Source organism: Paenibacillus sp. 1_12, from assembly GCF_900114475.1.
Taxonomy (GTDB): domain Bacteria; phylum Bacillota; class Bacilli; order Paenibacillales; family NBRC-103111; genus Paenibacillus_S.
In genome coordinates this window covers 533,952-553,657 of the sequence record NZ_FOTE01000003.1, presented here as the reverse complement: position 1 = coordinate 553,657, position 19,706 = coordinate 533,952, and the positions used below count along the sequence as shown (strand labels likewise).

Annotated in this window: 18 protein-coding genes and 1 pseudogene; 7 read left to right on the top strand and 12 right to left on the bottom strand. The window is 43.6% G+C overall.

Features of this window, described 5'->3' with window-relative positions; genetic code table 11:
- Positions 1 to 89: 89 nt before the first annotated feature.
- The 5 genes and pseudogenes from BM210_RS10070 to BM210_RS10050 all read left to right on the top strand — a co-directional run bounded on the left by BM210_RS10070 (position 90) and on the right by BM210_RS10050 (position 3,323).
- Complete coding sequence (locus tag BM210_RS10070; protein ID WP_091167503.1) at positions 90 to 1,058, top strand: GntR family transcriptional regulator; 969 nt, start codon at positions 90 to 92, stop codon at positions 1,056 to 1,058.
- Between the two features lie 172 nt (positions 1,059 to 1,230).
- Positions 1,231 to 1,893 carry a bifunctional transcriptional activator/DNA repair enzyme AdaA gene (locus tag BM210_RS10065; RefSeq protein ID WP_091167711.1) on the top strand — a complete coding sequence of 221 codons (663 nt, stop codon included), beginning with the start codon at positions 1,231 to 1,233 and terminating at the stop codon, positions 1,891 to 1,893.
- Positions 1,844 to 2,386 (top strand): methylated-DNA--[protein]-cysteine S-methyltransferase, encoded by a 543-nt coding sequence (locus BM210_RS10060; protein ID WP_091167502.1) that lies wholly within the window; start codon positions 1,844 to 1,846, stop codon positions 2,384 to 2,386. The genes BM210_RS10065 and BM210_RS10060 overlap by 50 nt, the downstream gene beginning before the upstream one ends.
- Positions 2,374 to 2,486: pseudogene (locus tag BM210_RS10055) on the top strand (2OG-Fe(II) oxygenase); the annotation flags it as partial. The gene BM210_RS10060 and the pseudogene BM210_RS10055, both read left to right, overlap by 13 nt.
- Before the next feature lie 18 nt (positions 2,487 to 2,504).
- Positions 2,505 to 3,323, top strand: coding sequence for an SPL family radical SAM protein (locus BM210_RS10050; protein WP_091167500.1), 819 nt, complete (start codon positions 2,505 to 2,507; stop codon positions 3,321 to 3,323).
- A 41-nt stretch (positions 3,324 to 3,364) separates the two neighbouring features.
- Here the strand turns inward: BM210_RS10050 and BM210_RS10045 are convergent, their stop codons facing one another.
- Complete coding sequence (locus BM210_RS10045) at positions 3,365 to 4,048, bottom strand: DNA alkylation repair protein (protein WP_091167499.1); 684 nt, start codon at positions 4,046 to 4,048, stop codon at positions 3,365 to 3,367.
- A gap of 16 nt (positions 4,049 to 4,064) precedes the next feature.
- On the bottom strand, positions 4,065 to 4,682 hold the full coding sequence (locus BM210_RS10040) for a DNA-3-methyladenine glycosylase family protein (protein WP_091167498.1): 618 nt from the start codon (positions 4,680 to 4,682) through the stop codon (positions 4,065 to 4,067).
- Positions 4,683 to 4,909: 227 nt separating this feature from the next.
- Between BM210_RS10040 and tlp the strand changes: the two genes are divergently transcribed.
- Positions 4,910 to 5,125, top strand: coding sequence for a small acid-soluble spore protein Tlp (tlp, locus tag BM210_RS10035; protein ID WP_091167497.1), 216 nt, complete (start codon positions 4,910 to 4,912; stop codon positions 5,123 to 5,125).
- 90 nt (positions 5,126 to 5,215) lie between these two features.
- On the opposite strand, the gene BM210_RS10030 is transcribed toward tlp, so the two are convergent.
- Together BM210_RS10030 and BM210_RS10025 are read right to left on the bottom strand one after the other, a co-directional pair.
- On the bottom strand, positions 5,216 to 5,842 hold the full coding sequence (locus BM210_RS10030) for a type 1 glutamine amidotransferase family protein (protein ID WP_091167495.1): 627 nt from the start codon (positions 5,840 to 5,842) through the stop codon (positions 5,216 to 5,218).
- 146 nt (positions 5,843 to 5,988) lie between these two features.
- On the bottom strand, positions 5,989 to 7,599 hold the full coding sequence (locus BM210_RS10025) for an ATP-binding protein (protein WP_091167494.1): 1,611 nt from the start codon (positions 7,597 to 7,599) through the stop codon (positions 5,989 to 5,991).
- Positions 7,600 to 7,820: 221 nt separating this feature from the next.
- Here BM210_RS10025 and BM210_RS10020 point away from each other — a divergent pair, with 221 nt between their 5' ends.
- Positions 7,821 to 8,633, top strand: coding sequence for an HpcH/HpaI aldolase family protein (locus BM210_RS10020; protein WP_091167492.1), 813 nt, complete (start codon positions 7,821 to 7,823; stop codon positions 8,631 to 8,633).
- 58 nt (positions 8,634 to 8,691) lie between these two features.
- On the opposite strand, the gene BM210_RS10015 is transcribed toward BM210_RS10020, so the two are convergent.
- From BM210_RS10015 to BM210_RS09980, 8 genes are all read right to left on the bottom strand, one after another.
- Complete coding sequence (locus BM210_RS10015) at positions 8,692 to 11,013, bottom strand: helix-turn-helix domain-containing protein (RefSeq protein ID WP_091167491.1); 2,322 nt, start codon at positions 11,011 to 11,013, stop codon at positions 8,692 to 8,694.
- Positions 11,014 to 11,221: 208 nt separating this feature from the next.
- Positions 11,222 to 12,802, bottom strand: coding sequence for an extracellular solute-binding protein (locus tag BM210_RS10010; protein ID WP_091167489.1), 1,581 nt, complete (start codon positions 12,800 to 12,802; stop codon positions 11,222 to 11,224).
- Between the two features lie 28 nt (positions 12,803 to 12,830).
- Positions 12,831 to 13,700 (bottom strand): carbohydrate ABC transporter permease, encoded by an 870-nt coding sequence (locus tag BM210_RS10005; RefSeq protein WP_256223451.1) that lies wholly within the window; start codon positions 13,698 to 13,700, stop codon positions 12,831 to 12,833.
- Between the two features lie 38 nt (positions 13,701 to 13,738).
- A complete protein-coding gene (locus BM210_RS10000; RefSeq protein WP_091167708.1) occupies positions 13,739 to 14,641 on the bottom strand; it encodes an ABC transporter permease in 903 nt (300 codons plus the stop codon).
- A 355-nt stretch (positions 14,642 to 14,996) separates the two neighbouring features.
- Positions 14,997 to 17,408, bottom strand: coding sequence for an alpha-glucuronidase family glycosyl hydrolase (locus BM210_RS09995; RefSeq protein WP_091167487.1), 2,412 nt, complete (start codon positions 17,406 to 17,408; stop codon positions 14,997 to 14,999).
- 331 nt (positions 17,409 to 17,739) lie between these two features.
- Positions 17,740 to 18,444: a purine-nucleoside phosphorylase gene (deoD, locus tag BM210_RS09990; RefSeq protein WP_091167485.1), complete on the bottom strand. Its 705-nt coding sequence runs from the start codon at positions 18,442 to 18,444 to the stop codon at positions 17,740 to 17,742.
- 76 nt (positions 18,445 to 18,520) lie between these two features.
- The gene (locus BM210_RS09985; RefSeq protein ID WP_091167484.1) at positions 18,521 to 19,033 is read right to left on the bottom strand and encodes a GNAT family N-acetyltransferase; all 513 of its coding nucleotides are present in this window, start codon (positions 19,031 to 19,033) and stop codon (positions 18,521 to 18,523) included.
- 18 nt (positions 19,034 to 19,051) lie between these two features.
- The gene (locus BM210_RS09980) at positions 19,052 to 19,705 is read right to left on the bottom strand and encodes a VC0807 family protein (RefSeq protein ID WP_177237736.1); all 654 of its coding nucleotides are present in this window, start codon (positions 19,703 to 19,705) and stop codon (positions 19,052 to 19,054) included.
- Position 19,706 lies beyond the last annotated feature (1 nt).

Below are 19,706 nucleotides of genomic sequence, written 5' to 3'. Positions count from 1 at the left end.
TTATGATAAGATTGTCAATATGAGGTTGAAACAAAGTTGGGATTGTGTAGTCTCAAATGGCTCATTCTTTGTGAAGCGAGGTTATATATATGGATTTCCCTATCCAATTAACAATCGATCCGACCATGGCGTTGGATGCGAATATACAGGTAAAAGAACAATTGAAATGGTTAATTGGCATCGGACATATTTCCCCTGGAGAGCTGCTTCCCTCTACGAATGATCTTGCTGCTCAGCTTGGACTCAATCGAAATACGATTAATTTAGTTTATCATCACCTGCAAGAAGAAGGTATCGTTTCCATGCATAAAGGCCGTGGTACACTTGTGCTGAATAGTCCACAAACAGACGAGCTTCGGCTCAGCAGATCGATCATGCATGATTTGCTTGAGCGTACGATTGATGAGATAAAGCTGAAATCGATCAACGTCGAAGCATTTTTCACAGCCTCACTTGCGTACGGATTAATGCATGGCTCGGAAAAGACTGCACCCCGAAGACTCTTGTTTGTAGAATGCAAAGAGCATGACCATCCTTTTTACAGCAGTGAGATTCAGCGGGTAACAGGAGCAGAGGTAAAAACTATTTTTCTGGAAGATATTGAATCGTCTCCTATCACGCTTACGAATGAACTTGAATTTTCTTCTATGATCGTAACGACACTCAATCATCACGATCAAGTCAGACAAATGCTTGCTGAAAAGGACGTCAAGCTGTGTGTTATTGGTGCTCTTGTAGAAACATCCACTTTTCTGGACATTGCAAAACTTACGGAAGGATGTCCAGTTACTTTCGTTTGCCTTGGCAAAGCTGGAGGACAATGGATGGCTAAACGCGTTCATGAAGCTGGAATCCACTCTATTAAGCCCTATGCTGTCGGCATTCGGGATCATGCTCAGCTCCTTGCTTGCTTGGAAAAATCAGAGCGTGTTTATGCTTCTACTGCCGTATACAGCAAGGTTAAAGAGTTGGAGCCTGACAAGGTAAGCCGCTTTCCTATGCAGCTGGAAAAAAGCAGCGAAGCACTTCTCAGAGATTTTTCTCAAAACCTTAAATAACCAATATATTATGTATTAAAGGCATTATTTACTTATTCTTCAAATACCAGGAACCAAGCAATTTCGTTATCTTGCTGTTACATTCTGTAAAGCGTACAAGTGATTATTTTTGGGGTTATACTGGTACTGGAGGTGAACAAATATGGTAAAGCAACTGAGCCAGGATATAGAAATGTTATCCCGTAGCTGTATCGATGCAGCAAACATGCCAATCCCGAGAGCACTGACAGAAGAAATGTGGCAGGCGGTCCTTGCCAATGATGCTTCATATGACGGTCATTTTTTTTACGCAGTCACAACAACAGGTATTTTCTGCCGACCCTCTTGCAAATCCAGACCGCCTAATCCAGAAAACGTCGGCTATTTTCAAACTGCTGAGCAAGCGATATCGGCCAAATTTCGACCCTGCAAACGATGCAAGCCAACCGGTCAGAACTTGCCAGATGACGAATGGATCGCATTAGTAACGGAATATATCGACAAAAACTACACGGAATCATTAACACTGGAGACTCTGGCCTATATCTGTCATGGAAGTCCCTATCATATGCATCGAACATTCAAGAAAGTCAAAGGTATGACTCCGGTTGAATATATCCAGCAAGTTCGGATAGATAAGGCCACGGAACAGCTGATGGCTTCAAATAAGAGCATAGGTGAAGTCGGCACGGTCGTTGGCTTGTCCAACACGCCGTATTTTATAACTCTGTTCAAAAAGAAAACCGGTCACACCCCATCAAGCTATCGCCAATTGCACCAGAACAACATGAAGGAGGCATTTGAAAATGGAAACCATAACGAAACCCGATCTTTATTGGACCCTCATCACTCATGAGGATTGGAACATGCACATCGCCGCTACATCTGAAGGACTTTGTTTTGTCGGCTCACAAAATTATCCCTTTGAGGAATTGTCTGTTTGGGCACATGCCCGTTTTCCGGGAAGCACGTTAATACGTGATGACGAGAGGCTTCAGACTTATATGGAAGAGCTCATCGAATATTTAAGCGGAACACGCAAAAGCTTTACGATGCCCTTCGATTATCGTGGAACGCCCTTTCAAATGGCTGTATGGAATGCACTCCACACCATTCCTTATGGACACACCCAATCTTATTCGGACATTGCTCAACAGATCCAAAGACCTGCCGCTGTTCGTGCAGTCGGAGCTGCGATCGGTGCCAATCCTGTATTAATTACGGTGCCGTGTCATCGCGTAATCGGTAAAAGCGGAGCGCTAACCGGATATCGTGGAGGTATGGATATGAAAACGAAGCTGCTGCAATTGGAGCAGGACGGTATGATTGCAGATGGAGACCCGCATTAGGCACGCGCGGCTATTATCGAACCACGCTCCGTCACGGCGTCAGCACGGTTAAGTGGGGAACAAGGTACAGGCTGGGATTATTTTTCATGATGCTAAATAAACGGTTTGGAGTCAGCTTATGAAAATCGAATACTTGTACAAAAATCCGAAAACGCTGCTGAATAAAGGGACCGGCTTTCTTGCCGGCTATAGCCATTCGCTGAATCCTTATACAGGCTGTTCATTTGGCTGTTCTTACTGCTATGTTCGGCAAATGCCAGTCTCTACCTTCCGTGGCGCGGCATGGGGAACGTGGGTCGATATCAAGCAAGGGGCAGCCGATGTTTTTCAAAAAGAACTGCTAAGAGCCAAAAACAAAGGGCCCGTCACCATTTTCATGTCTTCAAGTACGGATCCCTATCAACCCATCGAGCACAAAGAACAAGTAACCCGATCTTTATTGGAGGTCATGGTCAGCGATCCACCCGACTTTTTGTTCGTTCAGACTCGCAGCCCTCTTGTTCGTAGAGATATCGATCTTTTTTTACATCTTGGCGATCAGGTGAGAGTCAGTATGACCATAGAAACCGATCGAGAGGACATCCGCAAACATTTTTCCCCGGATGCCCCTCCCATTGCCGCCCGATTAAAGACGCTTCAATTATTGGCTGACGCCGGCGTTCCGACACAGGCAACCATTGCCCCCATGCTGCCAAGCAGTGAAGCATTTCCACAGCTGCTAAAACCATTAGTGAATCGTGTATGCCTGGACGATTATTTTATGGGAGATGGCAGCGGCGGAAAACGAACACGGAATATCGGCATTCAGTCTAAGTATGAACAAATCGGTTTGGAGCAATGGTATGATCCGTCTGCCTACCAAATTGTCTACGAGCGATTGAAACAGGTCTTTTCTGATGATCAGATTTATGTAAGCCAAAAGGGCTTTGAACCTTAAATTAAGGTCAAAGCCTTTGGATTTCTAATAACATCGGTTCTTTATTTTCGCTTCATGCTGCGAATCATTTTTTTGGTTTCCAGATCCACCCGGTAAGATTCTGTAATTTTTTGCAGTGCTTTGTTGTAGGTCAGCTTGTCCAGTGAATTGCTTTTCAGGTACGTCATTGTCGGTTCAGGAAGCTTCACATAACAAATGGATAATGCCCAGGCCACCGCCATTTTGACGTAATAACCTTCATGCTTGATGTTATCCAACCGTTGTAAGACACGGCTAATATATTCCTCTTCAATATAATAGTCCAAAAGCATGACCACTCCAAAACGTATGTCGTATTCCTGATTAGACAAGAGATACGGCTGCAAAAAATCCCACATGGGTTCCCTATTCGTTATGGTCAGCTTTAACCCTATACAAAAACTATCGCATACCGACCAATTATCAATTTTCGGGACAAAGTCAGCTGCATAGCGTAGAAGCTCATCCAAATCTGTTTGTACATAGCCGATGACCATGCCCTGCAGCATAATTTCTTCAAAATACTCATTATCGGCCTGTTCCAGATAGGTTCGCCAATCTCCTTTTGCGATGATTTTGGCCAGCTTGCGCAGCTCCGGGAGCCGAACACCTAGAACATTATTAATATTCGGGATCAATGCCGCGGAGAACTTTTGATAATCCACCTCAGCCAATCCAAATAATTGTTCCTTGATTGAATTCTCCACCATACCGCTCCTCTGCCTATTCATATGAAATCACCCACAAGTATATGGAAGCCACTGAACCCTGAGGCGAATATCGAAGGCTGATTTGTTCAAACTGCTCTTTGTCAATGGTATTCAACCCATACAGCTTCATCATACCACGACGAATGGCGATATCACCCCAACTGACGATGTCTTGGCGTTCCATGCCATTGATGAGCAGCATTTCGGCGGTCCATTTACCTATTCCTTTTAATGTCATCAGCTTTTTCATAACCTCTGCATCTGGCAAGTCATACAGCTCTTCCAAATTAAAAGCTCCTTGTGCAATGGTTTGTGCGATATGCTGAATGCAAACGGCCTTTTTCATCGTCAACCCGCATTTTTGGATATCATCGGCAGTCTGCCTGGCCATATGGTGCGGAGTCATCTCTCCAAATTGATGCTGCATTCTTTCCCAAATCGTATGGGCGGCCTTAACCGAAATAAGCTGACCTACAATAGCATGGACGAGAGCCGCAAACAGATTAGGAATAATGACACGTTCAACTTTGCCCATACGTGCCATTGCTGCCCCAAGTGTTGGATCTTTTTGCTGGAGATAATCGATTTCTTCTTGTCCATAGTCAAAATTCTTCGTTGCAACGGTTCCCAAGTCACGTTCCCCCGATATCCATTTATTATCAACCTTAAATTCATTGATGGAGCATTTATAACAATAATATACCTTACCAAGCTCTATAAGTACCGATAGTCGAGTATAACAGCAATATAGCGAAATTCAAGTTAACCGTGAAGTCCATTCTGAATATGAATTCGAATAGTTTCGTGCGATTTAGGTCATCTTAAATAGGCAGTAATCATTGAATAGGAGGGATTCCTTTGGCCAAACCGGACAATCGGTCAGATAATGAGGCGCACCTGCAAAAACATATCGACCATACATTAGCTAATTTGCAGGAAGCAGAAGATTATCTGGATGAACATGCAGATGAGATTACAACAGATGCGAAGCAAACGATTGAAAATAAAAACAATCGGCGCAAAGAAAGTATTAACAGTTTCGCAGAAGAAAAAAAAGACGAAGCTCAACCGTAAAAGTATCGTTCTATTCGCATACTAAAACGCATGCAGCTCCTTCCAGTTTGGAAGGAGACTGCTTTTTCTGTTCCCGACATGTTGATACCTTCATTGGATTGAATTCATCAGCTCATAAAAATATTTGGATTCTTGAGTCTTATGAAAACTATACCAGGCATCTAATGTTTTTGAAGAAAACACACCCAGAGCATTCAAGACGTGTACAGAAAATTCCAACGGAGCTGTTCCAGATGCAGTGATCAGTTTTCCATCAGTTACAGCAAACTCCATTTTGTAATACTTTTCGCCGGTGTAAGTGGGACAGATCATTTTAAGGTATTCCCGATCATTGCTTGTATGCCAACATGAATCCAGCAATCCTGTCTGGGCAAGTCCTATTGTAGCACCACAAATCGCTGCAACCCATACACCTTCCTGTAAACACCTCTCAGCGAATTTTAAGATGGGTTGGTGAATTGTTTCTGTCCATGTATCTCCACCGGGTAAAATCAATATATCTGTGCTTTCAATGCTGCACTCATCCAGTTTGATGTCAGGCAATATTTTCAATCCGCCCATTGTAGTTACTGGAGTCTTTTCAAGTCCCACTGTAATTATTTTAGATGGAGCCTGCCCCTTTTTATAATATCTTCCCGAGTTCAGTTCGGCAGTTAAGTAACCTATTTCCCAGTCAGCCATTGTGTCAAACACATAAAGATATACCGTATTATTCATTTGCAAGTTCTCCTTATTGTACAATTCATCAAGAGATACCAACCATACATCGGTAATCAAAGATTATCATCATTATAAAATAACTTCACTGACATCTGCTGTCAGTGAAGTTATTAAAGTTGATAAAGATATGACTATCCTAAGGATTATGAATTTTGAAACGGGAGTGTAATAATAAACTTGGTGCCATACTTTGTATTGGACTTAATTTGAATGTTCCCATTATGACTTTCGATAATTCGATAGCATATCGACAAGCCAAGCCCTAAACCATTTTCTTTTGTCGTATAAAAGGGATTAAATATTTCGTTTATTTGCTTTTCCGATATGCCTACTCCGTTATCGCTAATCGTTATTTCCACACAATTGTCCTGCAAATTGGGAGTGAGACTAATCTCTACTTCTCCACCGCCTTCGGGCATGGCTTCAAAAGCATTTTGGATGATATTAATAAGCACCTGTTTAATTTGATTGGCATCTATCGATATCAGGATCAGCGTAATGCATAAATCCGTTGTAAGAATCGCATTTTTTAGATTAGCCTGGCTGGTCATGAATTGAACGGTATCCTCAATTATGGTTTGCAGCACATATTCTTTTTTTTCCGGAGAGCTCGGTTTGGCCATCAGTACGAAATCGGACACCATTTTTTTCAAAACAATTAATTCGTTATATACGATATCCAGATAGCGCCTATTCGTTTCAGCACTGGGCTTCTTTTCCCTTAATAATTGAATAAATCCCATAACCGACGTAAGTGGATTGCGTATTTCATGGGCAATTCCCGCGGCAAGCTTCCCTATCGCTGAAAATTTTTCGTACATAATGATTTGCTGCTCAAGCATAATGCGGTCGGTTATATCCCGTATTTGAAGATAAGCACCTATAATTTCCTGATTGTCGTCCACTATAGGGATGGCGTCCAGCAAGCAGGTCATTTGTTTATTGTGCAAAAGGGAGAGTGTACACTCCCTATTTTCTATTCGATCCCCGTGTTGTAACACTCCGAGCATATAGGGAGCAAATAGGTCAAATTTTAATACCGAGGTGCCAATGACATCTTCCCTCTTACAATTAGTAACCTTTTCAATCAACTGGTTAAACTCAATAATGCTGCCGGCCTGATCTGCGATAATAATTCCATTGTTTACCGTGTTGAGCGTCATATGATTGAGAATATTTTGATTTCTATTTTTCCTTCTGAGGACAATTTCACGCTGCATGGAGTCCACCATATTGATTAATAAGGGCAACGCGAACTTACTATGAAAATCAAGTAATGTCATCATGCTAACCGTGCCTGTCAACCCACCGACCTCATTCATAAAATCAAAGGGAACACAATAGCAGGCTGCCGTATGCAGATGGTTATGAAAGTGGTCTGTCCCCATAAGCTCTACTGGCCTTTTGTACTGCAATGCCATGTCCACCACATTCGTTCCCATGTCTCTTTCGATAAACTGAATACCTTCTTTAATACCGAATTGCTCAACCGATTCTCTAATGGCCTCATTCCCGAAGAAACTGATAATGTACCCCAGATCATCAGTCAGCGTGATTAGGATCGGTGTTCCTTCTAACAACTTCGTTGTTTTATCACTGAAAAAATCCATAACTGAGATCGCTTCTGCAAACTTATTCTTTCTTTCATGCAATTCATGCAAATGTAATCGATTTCTCGGAAAGGGGAGAATATCTGCTTGTAATCCCGCTTCTAAACACCTTTTTTTGGATTCGCTGATATAATGAGCTTCCATTAGTAAATCCCCTCGGGTTGGTTTTGCTTATAGAATACCACAACTAACTGCTTAAAGTCTTTGCATGAATTCACGGTAAAATTGAAACAAGGTGGAAAATAAAACAAATCGGTCTTCCGCCTAAATTGAAACTTCCGTTCCGAAAGTGGACGTTTCTTATTTGAACCACATGCGCTAACCTGAAAAGGTAAGGATAAGTGATTAGAAAAGAGGGAGCCTTCATGAATCAAGTCGAATTGCAGAATCATCTGCGCAGCGGGCAAAGAGCTTATGGCACATTGATTATTTCAACCTCACCTCGCTGGCCAGTAGAAGTTCAAAAGCTGGGTATTGATTTCGTCTTTATCGACACGGAGCATATGTCCATCGACCGAGACATGCTCTCCTGGATGTGCCGGACGTATACAGCGCTCGGCATTGCACCCATCGTACGTATTCCTTCTCCAGACCCTTATGAAGCAAGTAAAGCTATGGATGCGGGAGCAGCCGGTATTGTAGCACCTTATATCGAATCCGTGGAGCAGGTACAGGCGCTTCGTGGTGCCGTCAAGCTGCGGCCGATAAAAGGAGAGAAATTATCACGTATTCTTCAAGGTGACGAAGTTCCCGAGGAGCCGCTTGCTGCTTACTTGGAGCAGGCTAATGCGGGGAATATACTGATCGTTAATATCGAGAGCCAGCCCGCGCTTGAAGCGCTTGATGCCATCCTGCAGGTCCCGCAGTTGGACGGCGTCTTGATTGGCCCCCACGACTTATCATGCAGTCTGAACGTACCAGAGCAATACGAACACCCTGTATTTAAGGAGGCTGTAAGCACGATCATACGTAAGGCAAGAGCCGCTCAAGTCGCGGCAGGCATTCATTACTTCTGGGGAGTGGAGCAGGAAATTGCATGGGGTCAGGAAGGCATGAACCTGTTCGTTCACGCCTCCGATATGACTGCCTTTATAGCCCAAATGGAACGAGATCTCAACGAAATCAAACAAAAACTAGGCGACGATTTACAAAATATGGATAATAAAATTCGGATTTGAATTTGAATTTGAACACATCCAAGCGTTACAAGTCTGTGACTGTTCGACTCTTCAGATTTTATTGATTGCGGCTTCTTAAATTCCGGTATAGCAGCGGAGTCGTACCTTCATACTTTTTAAACAGGCGGATAAATGTCGTTCGGCTGAATATACCAACACGATTGGAAATCTCGCTCACATTCAGGTCGGTTTCCACCAGCATCTCCTTGGCCTTGGAAATACGATATTTACTGATGTATCCAATCAGACTTTCGCCTGTTTTTTCTTTAAATACATGTGAAATATATTTGGAGGAAACGCCCATTTCTCCTGAAATCTTCTCCAGACCCAAATCATGATGATAGTTTTCATGGATGTATTCAATAATGAGCGAGCTGATTTCGCTGAAGCCGTCCTGCTCCTGTATGAAAATACGATCCATAATCAGCTCAAAAAAAGTAAACACCAGAAGCAATTGTTCATCGTGATTAGATAAGGAACCCAGCCTGCCAGATTCCATCAGTTCATTCGGATTGATCCCCCGTTCAGCCAGAAAGCGGCAGCCTGTATTGTAGATTTCAGCCAACAATTCCGCGATCAAGTGGCGGGGGATTCCCTTCTCTTTATTTTTTCCTACGATACTGTCCACTTTCAGCCGTAGATTGGCCATGTCGCCTGCTTTCAAGCAATTGATAATACTGTTTTCATCCATAAAGGAATACAAATAATGCATCGAATCGTGAGAAACAGCTGCGGCATCTATAACTTGAAAATCCATCTGTCCATCTGCCGATTCCAGCGCCTTCAACGCATCCGCGTAAGACCGTGCTATGCCTTGAATCCCTTCATGTATTTCTCCAATCCCAATATAAATGAAGCAATAGCGGGAATCATAGTGGAACGTGTCGATGACCGATTGCAAGCCCTTCCTGACCTGCTCCGTTTCCTCCGCGTCCTGCAAATTAATAATCCCGATGTATAGATGATCATGCTCCTCCATCAAGTAAATATTAGCGTAAGGCCGCAGAAGCCCCCATATAATCTTTTTCATTTTACTCAAAATCTGTAACCGCTCCACATCCTGAATGTCCTTGTAGAACGCCTCTTTAAAGTCGAAGCGGATCATGCAGCACAGAAAGGAAGGTTTATGAAATGAAAAATGCTTGCTTAGCATGTTTCCGATTTCCAGTTTGTTTACTGCCGTTCTTCCATGAATCAAATTTAACAGCGATTGCTCCAAATAGCCGACGGACACGGTTTCCAGCTCATGCTTGAATTGATGGTTATGTTCGATCAACCGATTGATGCGAGTGCCAATAAAATCGAATGCCGTGTGTCTGTCGGGCATTTCCACGCGCTCATCGGTTTCCTCAGGATGATCAAGGATATCCCGTATGTGTTTAATTGGATTGTACAAATTGAAGGTAAAAATAATCGAGAATAGGATACCGACCACAACCAGCACGAAGCAGGTCGTTAATAAAGAAAAGAGGTAATAGCTCGTTTGATTACGAAATTCGGCTACAGGCGTCACCGAATAATAGCTCCAGCCGTACGTTTCCGACATCACCTGAGTCACGACGAATGGCTCTTTGTTGATCTTCATTTCCCCATGCTGAAGGCTCCCCGATTTAAAGAACTCCTGAATTTGCGAAATGACGGTTGGTTCTGTTAGTTGTTTGGCGCTGCTCCAAATGACCTTGTTGTGATTGTTGTCGATAACAATGAATTGGGTAGAGTCAACCAAGGTATGATTCCGCAATGTCCTATCGATGATGTCAACTGGAATCGTATACACCATAACCGCTTTATGGCCGTTAACCAGACTGGTGAACAAAAAAGGAATAACCGGCTTACTTACCGACCTGTTGACTCTAATCTCAGTAGGCTCCAAAATCTCAAGCGGCCTGCCGTTCATAAGCTTGTCTTTCCACAGATTCGGGTCATATCCAATAAACTTGTAATTCTCAAAAAACTGTTGAAAATCCTCCATTCCATCCTGCTTGAATACCTTCTCATCATCCGTAAACACAAATATATTATCGATAATCTCACTTAAATTGTTGGAAATTCTTGCGATGGTTTGTGTAATTTTGGTTAGGTCCAAACGCTCATCATCGCGATACTCGGCGTATGGCTTCAGAATCGCTTTAACCTCGTAAAAAAAACTGGGTCCCGAGCTGGATTGTGCCGTATTCAAATAAATGTCGATCGTTCGAACAGACGAATACAAATTCGTTTCAAACTTTTGTGTAAATTCTTCTTTGAGTCGATTCGTCGTAGTTACATAAAAAATAGCCCCTATCAATACGATAGGAATCAAAAAAGAGAGGAAGTAGAGCAATATACGTAAAAAGAGGCGGTTTAATGGAACGGAGCCTTTAGAATTCAATGTTTTCATTACCTAACTACCCTCTTTCTTTATCCCATTGAATGAAGGCGTTTCCTTATGATCTTATTATACTGCCAAACCTGCAAAATGGAATGCCCTACCTTACGATAGCTCAGTTAGCCACAAGTGATCATTCAGAAATATGCAAAAGCCTGCCGAGGCCGTTAAAAACGCGGTTCTGGCAGGCTTTCCTTTCAGAAGTCCTTTAAAAGCACAACTATTGTTTTTGGTAACGTTGATTGGCTTCGTTATATATCTTTTCGATTTCAAGAGCTCCGCTGTCTATGAGCTGCTGCGAGAACTTATCGAAATCACTAACAGGTCGGACACCAATAATGAATTTATCCATTTCCTGATCGACCAAAGTGTCCACCTTGGATTGCAGCGTTTTCAACCGGGAAAGCTCATCATTCGTAAACGGTGGAGAGACTACCTCGTATACATATCCTTTTTCGGTCGTAATCATATCTTTCCATTTCACCAGCTCCGGGGCGGAGGTCTCGATCATGGGATGCTCGTCGACATTAAGAGCAAGCTGCTCAAACCCTGTAGCCAGATCGGTTTGCATATTGCGGAAAGGGTCCTTCGTTTGAGCATATTTCTTGATTATGCTATCCAGAATAACCGGCTTCCCATTCTCCATTTTGTAATTAACCCCTTCAACCCCGTAAGCGGTGGCACGTGTCCCTTCTTCACCATAAAACCAATCCAGGAATCGAACCAGCTCATGTGGATTTTTCGTTTTCGAGCTGATGACGATATTGTGCATCCAGTCTTTCTTGTACATCCAGCCTCGAGTTTGACCGCGATCGTTTTTCATCAACGGAAGCAGCTCGAATCGGGCTTTGGGATTCTTTGGCTTTAAGGCTTCATTAAAATTGACACCGAAGCTGTTATTATCGTAATAGAACAACGACCTGCCGGAAGCCAGCTTCTCTTTCATGGCATCGGATGTATTGACCGCATAGTCGGGGTCCAGCAGCTTTTCCTTAAACAGCTTGCTCGTGAATTCAAGAACCGGTTTAAACTCAGGATGGGCCTGACCGTATACATATTTGCCGCCTTCTATATTCGGATCGTAGTAGATCCGATTTCCAGAACCCATTGCAAAGGCGAGCGGCTTCAATAAATTAAATGCATTTTCTCTTCCGGTATACGGAATGGAATTGGGATATGCCTCTTTAAACTTTTTCAGCACCTTATACAAGTCGTCAAAGGTTTTTGGTGCTTCCAGCCCCAATTCCTCCAGCAAATCGTATCGTATCATCGCCCCTTGAGCCAGTTGAAGCTTCCACGCTCCCAGTTTCGGAAAAGAATAGATTTTGCCGTCAATATTGTTCTTAGCAATTTCTTTATTCTCTTTCATAATTTTGGCCAAATTGGGCGCATCGCTGATGTAGTCGCTGATCGGTAGAAAAAGTCCGTTCTTGGCACCGTCGACATACATTTGTTTGCCATAGGCGACCTCCATAATATCCGGAAGGCTGTTGGTCGCTATAATCGTTTGTGCTTTCTGCTCAAAATTCGTAGTGACGAGCTCCAACTGAATCCTTACATTGGTTTTCTCAAATATATAATCGAATAACGGTGCCTGTAAATTAATACTGGAAGAGCCCTTCAGGATCTTTACGGTCAATGGAACATCGGATGCCTTACCACTTGCAGCAGCAGGCTTCGGAGTGGTTGTTCCCTCCTTGGTCGCTTCCTTCATCACTTCCTTTTGTGAAGAATTCGAGCAAGCCGTAACAGCCAGCATTAGCGCCACGGATGAAAGCAACATCGTTTTATGTCTGTTCATACTTTCCCCTCCTACAATAATGGATTTGTCAGCCCTTTAACGATCCAACCATCGCGCCTTTAACAAAATATTTTTGTATAAACGGATACACTGCGAGAATGGGTAAAATGGTTACGATAACGACGGCATACTTCATACTTATGAGAATCGTGGTCAGATCCCTCGTTGAGTTGACCTCGCCTACGTTGCCATCTACAATCATACTGCGCATAATGATTTGGACGGGTACCATGGTGTTATCACGTAAATAGATCGTAGCAGGAAAAAAGCTATTCCAATGCCATACTGCGTAAAACATGATCATGGTAGCGAATACAGGAGCCGAGAGCGGAATAATAATTCTCCAAAATATAGTGATCTCATGGGCACCATCCATATAGGCCGATTCCTGGATTTCATTCGGAATGTTCTGGAAAAACGTCCTCATAATGATCATATACCATACATTGATCGCTGGTGGTATCACGATAGCCCAGATGCTGTTCATTAGCCCTAAGCTGTCAACAACCAGATACGTCGGAATCATTCCACCGTGGAATAGCATCGTAATGACAATGAATACGGTAAAAAAAGAACGTCCGTAAAGCTTACTTCGGGATAAGGGGTAAGCGCACAATGCGGTCGCCGCCACATTAATGAAAGTACCCACACTTGTGAACAGCAACGTATTGCCGTAAGCCCTAATAATTTTGGGATCCGTAAGAATGGTATAATACGCGTCTAGATTAAATCCGATCGGAAACCATTTGATTTCCCCCCTCATTACGTTCATTCCATTGCTGACTGAAACAATAAACATGTAATAGAGCGGATATACAAAGGCAAAGATAGCGACAATCAGGCTCAGATAAATGAAGGCATCAAAGCAAAGGGAGCCCCATGTCATTTGTTTTTTCATGTTATCCTCCTTTCATGATGTGCAGTGACAGAGACCTATCACCATAAGCTCGTTTCACTCACTTTCCGCGACACTTGGTTTGCAGCCGTAATCAGACAAAGTGAAATGACCGCTTGAAAAAGCTCGACAGCTGTAGCATAGCTAAAATCGTTCCCCAATAAACCGCGTCGGTAAGCGAAGGTCGATATCACATCAGCTGTTTCATAGGTGGGACCCGTGTATAGCAGCAATATTTTCTCATAACCAATGGACATCATATTGCCGAGCGTAAGCAGGAACATAATCGTTACAACTGGAGTTATTCCAGGCAAAGTAACATGACGAATCTGATCCCATCGGTTAGCACCATCCATCCGGGCCGCTTCATATTGCTGCGGATCAATTGATGATAAGGCAGCCAAATAAATAATCGAACCCCATCCTACGCCCTGCCATATATCCGAGGTGATATAAATCGTCCGAAACCACTCAGCTAGCATTAAAAATGGCTTAGGGTCACTCCCGAATTCAATCAAAATTCGGTTAATCATACCATCGTTGGAGAAAAAATTGACCACCATGCCGCATATCACCACAGTTGAAAGAAAGTGCGGCAGGTAGCTGACGGTTTGCGACAGCTTTTTAAACCATTTTAATCTGACCTCATTCAAAATCAGTGCCAATATGATCGGGGTGGGAAAATAAAATAGGAGCATATACACATTGAGAAGCACTGTATTTTTTACTAATCTCCAAAAATACGGATCACTTAAAAACTCACGGAAATGTCGAAGCCCCACCCACTCACTGTGAAAAACGCCTTTAACAAAATTATAATCCTGAAAGCCGATCAGCAAGCCGAACATCGGACCGTACTTAAATAAAATAAAATAAAGGATAGGTAACGAGAGCATGATGTACAGGTACTTACTCTCGGCAATTCTTTTTCTTCTTTCCGTCATTTTAATCGTTGCGGCTGCTTTACTTGTCTCCGCTACGCTCCTTACTGCCATTTATATACGCCCTCCTTACTAGTTACCTACTGTTGATTCAACCCGGAAAGCGGTTGCAAAAGGTTCCTGCAAATTTACTGCTGTAACGATTATCAGTATAGCATCCATAAAACAGTGGGGTAACAACCAATTTGGGAGGTGAGGTTCCATTTTTTCTACAATACACGCTTTGTTTCATTTTTCTATCTTGTTTCATTTTGAAACCATGCGAATAATACAAAAAGCTATTCAACAGCGCCTTTCAGCACTATGGAATAGCTTGGTTGATATACTTATTGTATGAGTCAAGTAATGAGATCCATCCTCATATTTGCTCGCTTCGATCACTTCGGACCAACCAGATTTCTCCTATATTCAATCGCTTGGTGCCTTGGGTGCGAAGAAAGGTTAACTTCAGCTCACCACTGCTAACCACTTCCCGGGGAATGAGTGATTCACGGATCGTTACTGTTGACCCGTTCACCAGCAGGTTCTCTTCGACCACATAGGTATCATTAGCCGTTAGCTTTACCTGGACAGCCTTATGCGCTTCCACACCAATCTCTCCTACATATGCGACTTTCACTATGTAATCGGAGGATGGGTCCAACTGATCATAACGAATGATGATCGGGGTATCGAGCATCACATTAATATGATTGATCCAGGCAAGTGGAATACCGCCAAGTTCCTTCTCTTTTGCTTCCGCACGCGTACCTGATAGCAAGTAAACCGCATGAGCCGTTCTCGGCGAGTACAGGTAGCCGGGGTCTTGTTCCCATCCCTGTCCCGGGTCTATACGGGTGTTGCTGCGAAACGAGCCCAAATTGTCATAAAATCCGCCAGGCCCCGGATTGATCCGGTTCAAAACCTCATCGATCATCGCTAGTTGCTTGGCCTCATCCTGCTCCTTCTTGATCAAGGCACACTTGATGAGCAGCCAACGGGCATCGTTCAAGGGAGCATTGATCGCATCCATAAAAGCGCCTCGATCCTGAGCTATCGCATAATGCCGTGACACGGTCAACTGGTATCCGATGTTGGCAAACAGTTTGTCGGCCAGCTCCTCGCAGCGTCTGCGGTAATCCTGGGCTACCAGCTCTGTCACAGCCCGGGCAAGAATCTGTTCAGCTTGCTGCACAGCACCCAGCGCTCCTAATTGCTTCGCATCCCGAAGCGCTTCTTTGGCTCTATATTCCAGCTCGGTTTCGTAGAAAAGCCGCCTTTTGGTGTAGGCATCAAAGTAGGCACGCAGCAAACCCATCTGGAAGCGATAATTGTTCAATACGCGCTCAGATGCCTCTCTTTCCATCTGCTGCCACTGCAGCAGGGTGACTTCCACACCATCATTAGCTGCCAGAGGGCCGATCCAGTTGTTCTCCAAAGCCAGTAAGCCTTGAGCCACTCCATCCGCCTGCTCACAGCTAATAAACCATCTGGCAAAATCCCGCAACGTTTCGACAGCTGGCGTCTGTGGGTTCCAATCCTGATCGTTCCAAATAAATTTATTGACGTCGTCATTAATACCTTCCGAATAAGAAAGATTACCGATAGCATAAGAGGCCAGCTCGTTATGAATATGCTTCTGCGCCAACGGGCGAGGATTGCTGCTTTCCCTGCCCAAGGTTAATGCGAAGGAGAGGTCCCAATCTGTGACCGGATATTGGCAATGGAAATTATGAGTGATGTCCTCATAACGTCGAATCGGATATTTTTGCGGAACAATCCTCCGTAGCTCCGATAATGCTTCGTCCACATGAGGACCGAATACAATTCCGCCCAGCCATGCAGGCTCCTTGCTCAGCTGCTCGTAAAATCCCTTTTTCCATGCAGTCGGATCCCCGTTCATAACTTGAGGCGATAACCAAAGCTTAGCGTCAGGGTGGTAACGATTCAGCAAATGGGCTACTTGTTCGCACCATTTAAATAACGGTTCAGGCTCCATATCTCCCGGATCGCTTCCTGGGATGAAGATATGCTGAATATGCGGAACACTGCTGAATATATGCTCCCGCTCAGCCAGCTCCGCTTCAATCGTATTCGGATTCGAGTAGTCTCCTCCCATATTCGGATACCAGACCCACGTATCCATCCCATAGGAATGAATGATTTCTGATAATTGAATCATCATTTCCATCGGTTCGACCTTCATCACTGGCCCTATAGCATCATCATCCGTTCTTGGCGGCAATATTTCGATGCTGTTGGCTCCGAAAATAGCCAGATCCCGAATATATTGGTCAAATTGATTCGTGCTCCAAGCATCATAAGCATTGTTTTTGGGTCTGTAGCCAAGCTGATGGCCACGCAGAGGGAAGCTCGGAGATTCATTCAGGTTGAGCTCGTGTTCCAACTGTAAGACGTTATCACTCCACTTTAAGGATCGCAGCAGCTTTCCCACTCCGTACATTACGCCACGGGCATCTGCGCCATTGATATAAACCGTATGGCAGTCGGCATCTGACACGGTACGAATTACATAACCTTCCGCTTTAAGGGTTGGAAGACCCTTAGGCAAACGTCGGCAATCCTCACCCTCATCGAGTGACGCAAAGGACTCCTTTGTACCTATCGCTATAACCGGAACGTTTCCTTTTGGATAACCATTTGCGCGGCTTAACAAGACTCCTGTTCGTTTATCCAGCTCCTCAATTAGAACATCAACCGCCTTGGCTTCTGCACCTTTGGCTTCCTTGGAATATACTACTGTGGCCCCAATCAAATTCAAATATGCCATTATGTGTGCCTCCTCTTCTTATAGAGCTTGTATCTTGAATTTACTTCTCCACACCCCTTTCGGTTCCGCTTCTCTTTTTGAATAAGCTCTTAATCGTTTAGCCTAACTAACTTATTCATTAAGTTAATTACGCTCAGTATACTCAACTCAAATCGTGATGTAAACGTTTTAATTTACAAATCTGAAAAGGAGATCATTTTCTCCCTTATAAATTGCATTTTAGCTTAAGATTAAAGCAAACATTCCCCGACAATATGGCGTCGAGGAATGTTTGCTAGCTGATAAGCAGGCTTCATTTGTTTTCAGCAATGCTGAACCATTTCGGTGTTTCTTATTTCAAAATGGTATTCAAAGCAACTTCAATCATTTGGTTGAATGTCGTTTGTCGTTCATCAGGTGTAGTCTGTTCTCCCGTCAGGACATGATCACTGACGGTTAACAAGGACAGTCCGCGTACACCAAACTTTGCAGTTAGCGTGTATAGCGCTGCTGTTTCCATCTCCACGGCAAGAACGCCATACCGTCCAAGCTTATTCAACACATCCAAATCGTCAGAATAAAAAATGTCCGCCGAAAAGACGTTACCTACCTTAATTCCGAGTCCCATTCCCACTCCGGTTGTATAGGCTTTATTCATTAAATCAAAGTTGCCAATAGGCGCGTAGTCAATCCCCGGGAATGTATTCCGGTTAATCGCCGAATCGGTGCACGCTGCTTGCGCTATAATAACGTCGCGAATTTGCACATCGTTTTGGATAGCGCCGCAAGTTCCGACGCGAATCAGATCGGTTGCCCCAAACTCGCGGATCAATTCATGAATATAAATACTTGCCGAGGGCATCCCCATACCCGTCCCCTGTACGGAAATCCGCTGACCTTTGTACGTACCCGTAAATCCAAGCATACCCCGTACCTGATTGTAGCATACCGCATCCTCAAGGAAATTCTCTGCAATGTACTTGGCGCGTAAAGGGTCGCCTGGCAATAATATGGCTTCGGCAATGTCGCCTTTTTTCGCCTGAATATGAGCTGTCATGTATCCAACCTCCATTTAATGTTGTCAAAAATAACAATACCATATTCGATCGAAAAGTTGCGAATGGTTGGACTACTCAATTCAATATCTTTTCAAAACAAAGGTAAGGCACCTTGCGAAACGGATAACGGACTTTTCCCCTTTGGCTGTAGCCTCCGCGCTTATAAATGCCAAGGGCTGTATCATTCTCTGAGTACACATCCAGCCGAATGCTTGTATATCCATGTGAAGCTATATAAGCTTCGGCGAATTGCAGCAGCTTTTTGCCCAACCCTTTCCCTTGATGATCAGGATGAACAGCAAGCCGATGAATGCAGGCAGCCTTGCCTTCACAATCCTGCCAATCCAAGGACGAATAGACCTCGCTTTGCTTGTCATCGACGACGATGACAGCAATAATATCTTTGCCATCCCTCACACCGAATAAATGTCCGCTCTTCAGATCATTTTTCATAATAAACAAATTAGGATACAACCAATCCCATTGGTAATTTCCTGTTTGTCGAAGATTTCGCGTGACGGACGTATACAAGCTTTTTACCGCTTTGAGATCCTCCTTTTGAAGAGCTTTAATTTCTGCAATTCCCATTTGATTCACCTCATCACTTCAAGATACTTTGATTATGGAAGCCTCACTCTTGATTTCGGCCAGCCGTCGTCCTGACTGCTTTCTATACAAATAAGTCCACAAGATCGCCAAACCTATGATGCCGTACATGACCAGATGCGACAGTGCCAAGAACGCTGTAACCGACATGGAATAAACCATGATCACTTTTATAACGGCTTCCCCCAATAGTGCAATTCCCCAGCCAGCCGTCATGATCCTCATCACTTTACGTGCGTAGGCAAAATTCCAATTCTCTGCAAATGCCTTCTTCTGATCTTCATTATTAGAAGCAACGAAGCGAAAAGCAAAATGATAAATAATCGGTTTCGGAAACAAAAGGGAAACGAGAAATATTAATCCCATAATGCCGGTAACAAAAGAGTCTCTTAATAAAATCAGCTGTTGATCCCCGCCCAGCAGCACTGCCCCCGCACTGAGAATAAACCCGGTTGCCATAAAAGCGGCAAATACATCCAGCTTCCTATATTTTAGAATATGATAGAACGTATCCAATAGTGGAATAATGGCAGCTAGCGATAACGCCATCACATCCGTCGTATGTCCCTCCAGAATGGTGTAAACGAGCAAAGGCAATCCCCCATTGATCAATAGGGAAATGATCATATTTTGAATGATTTTTTTGCGATTCATC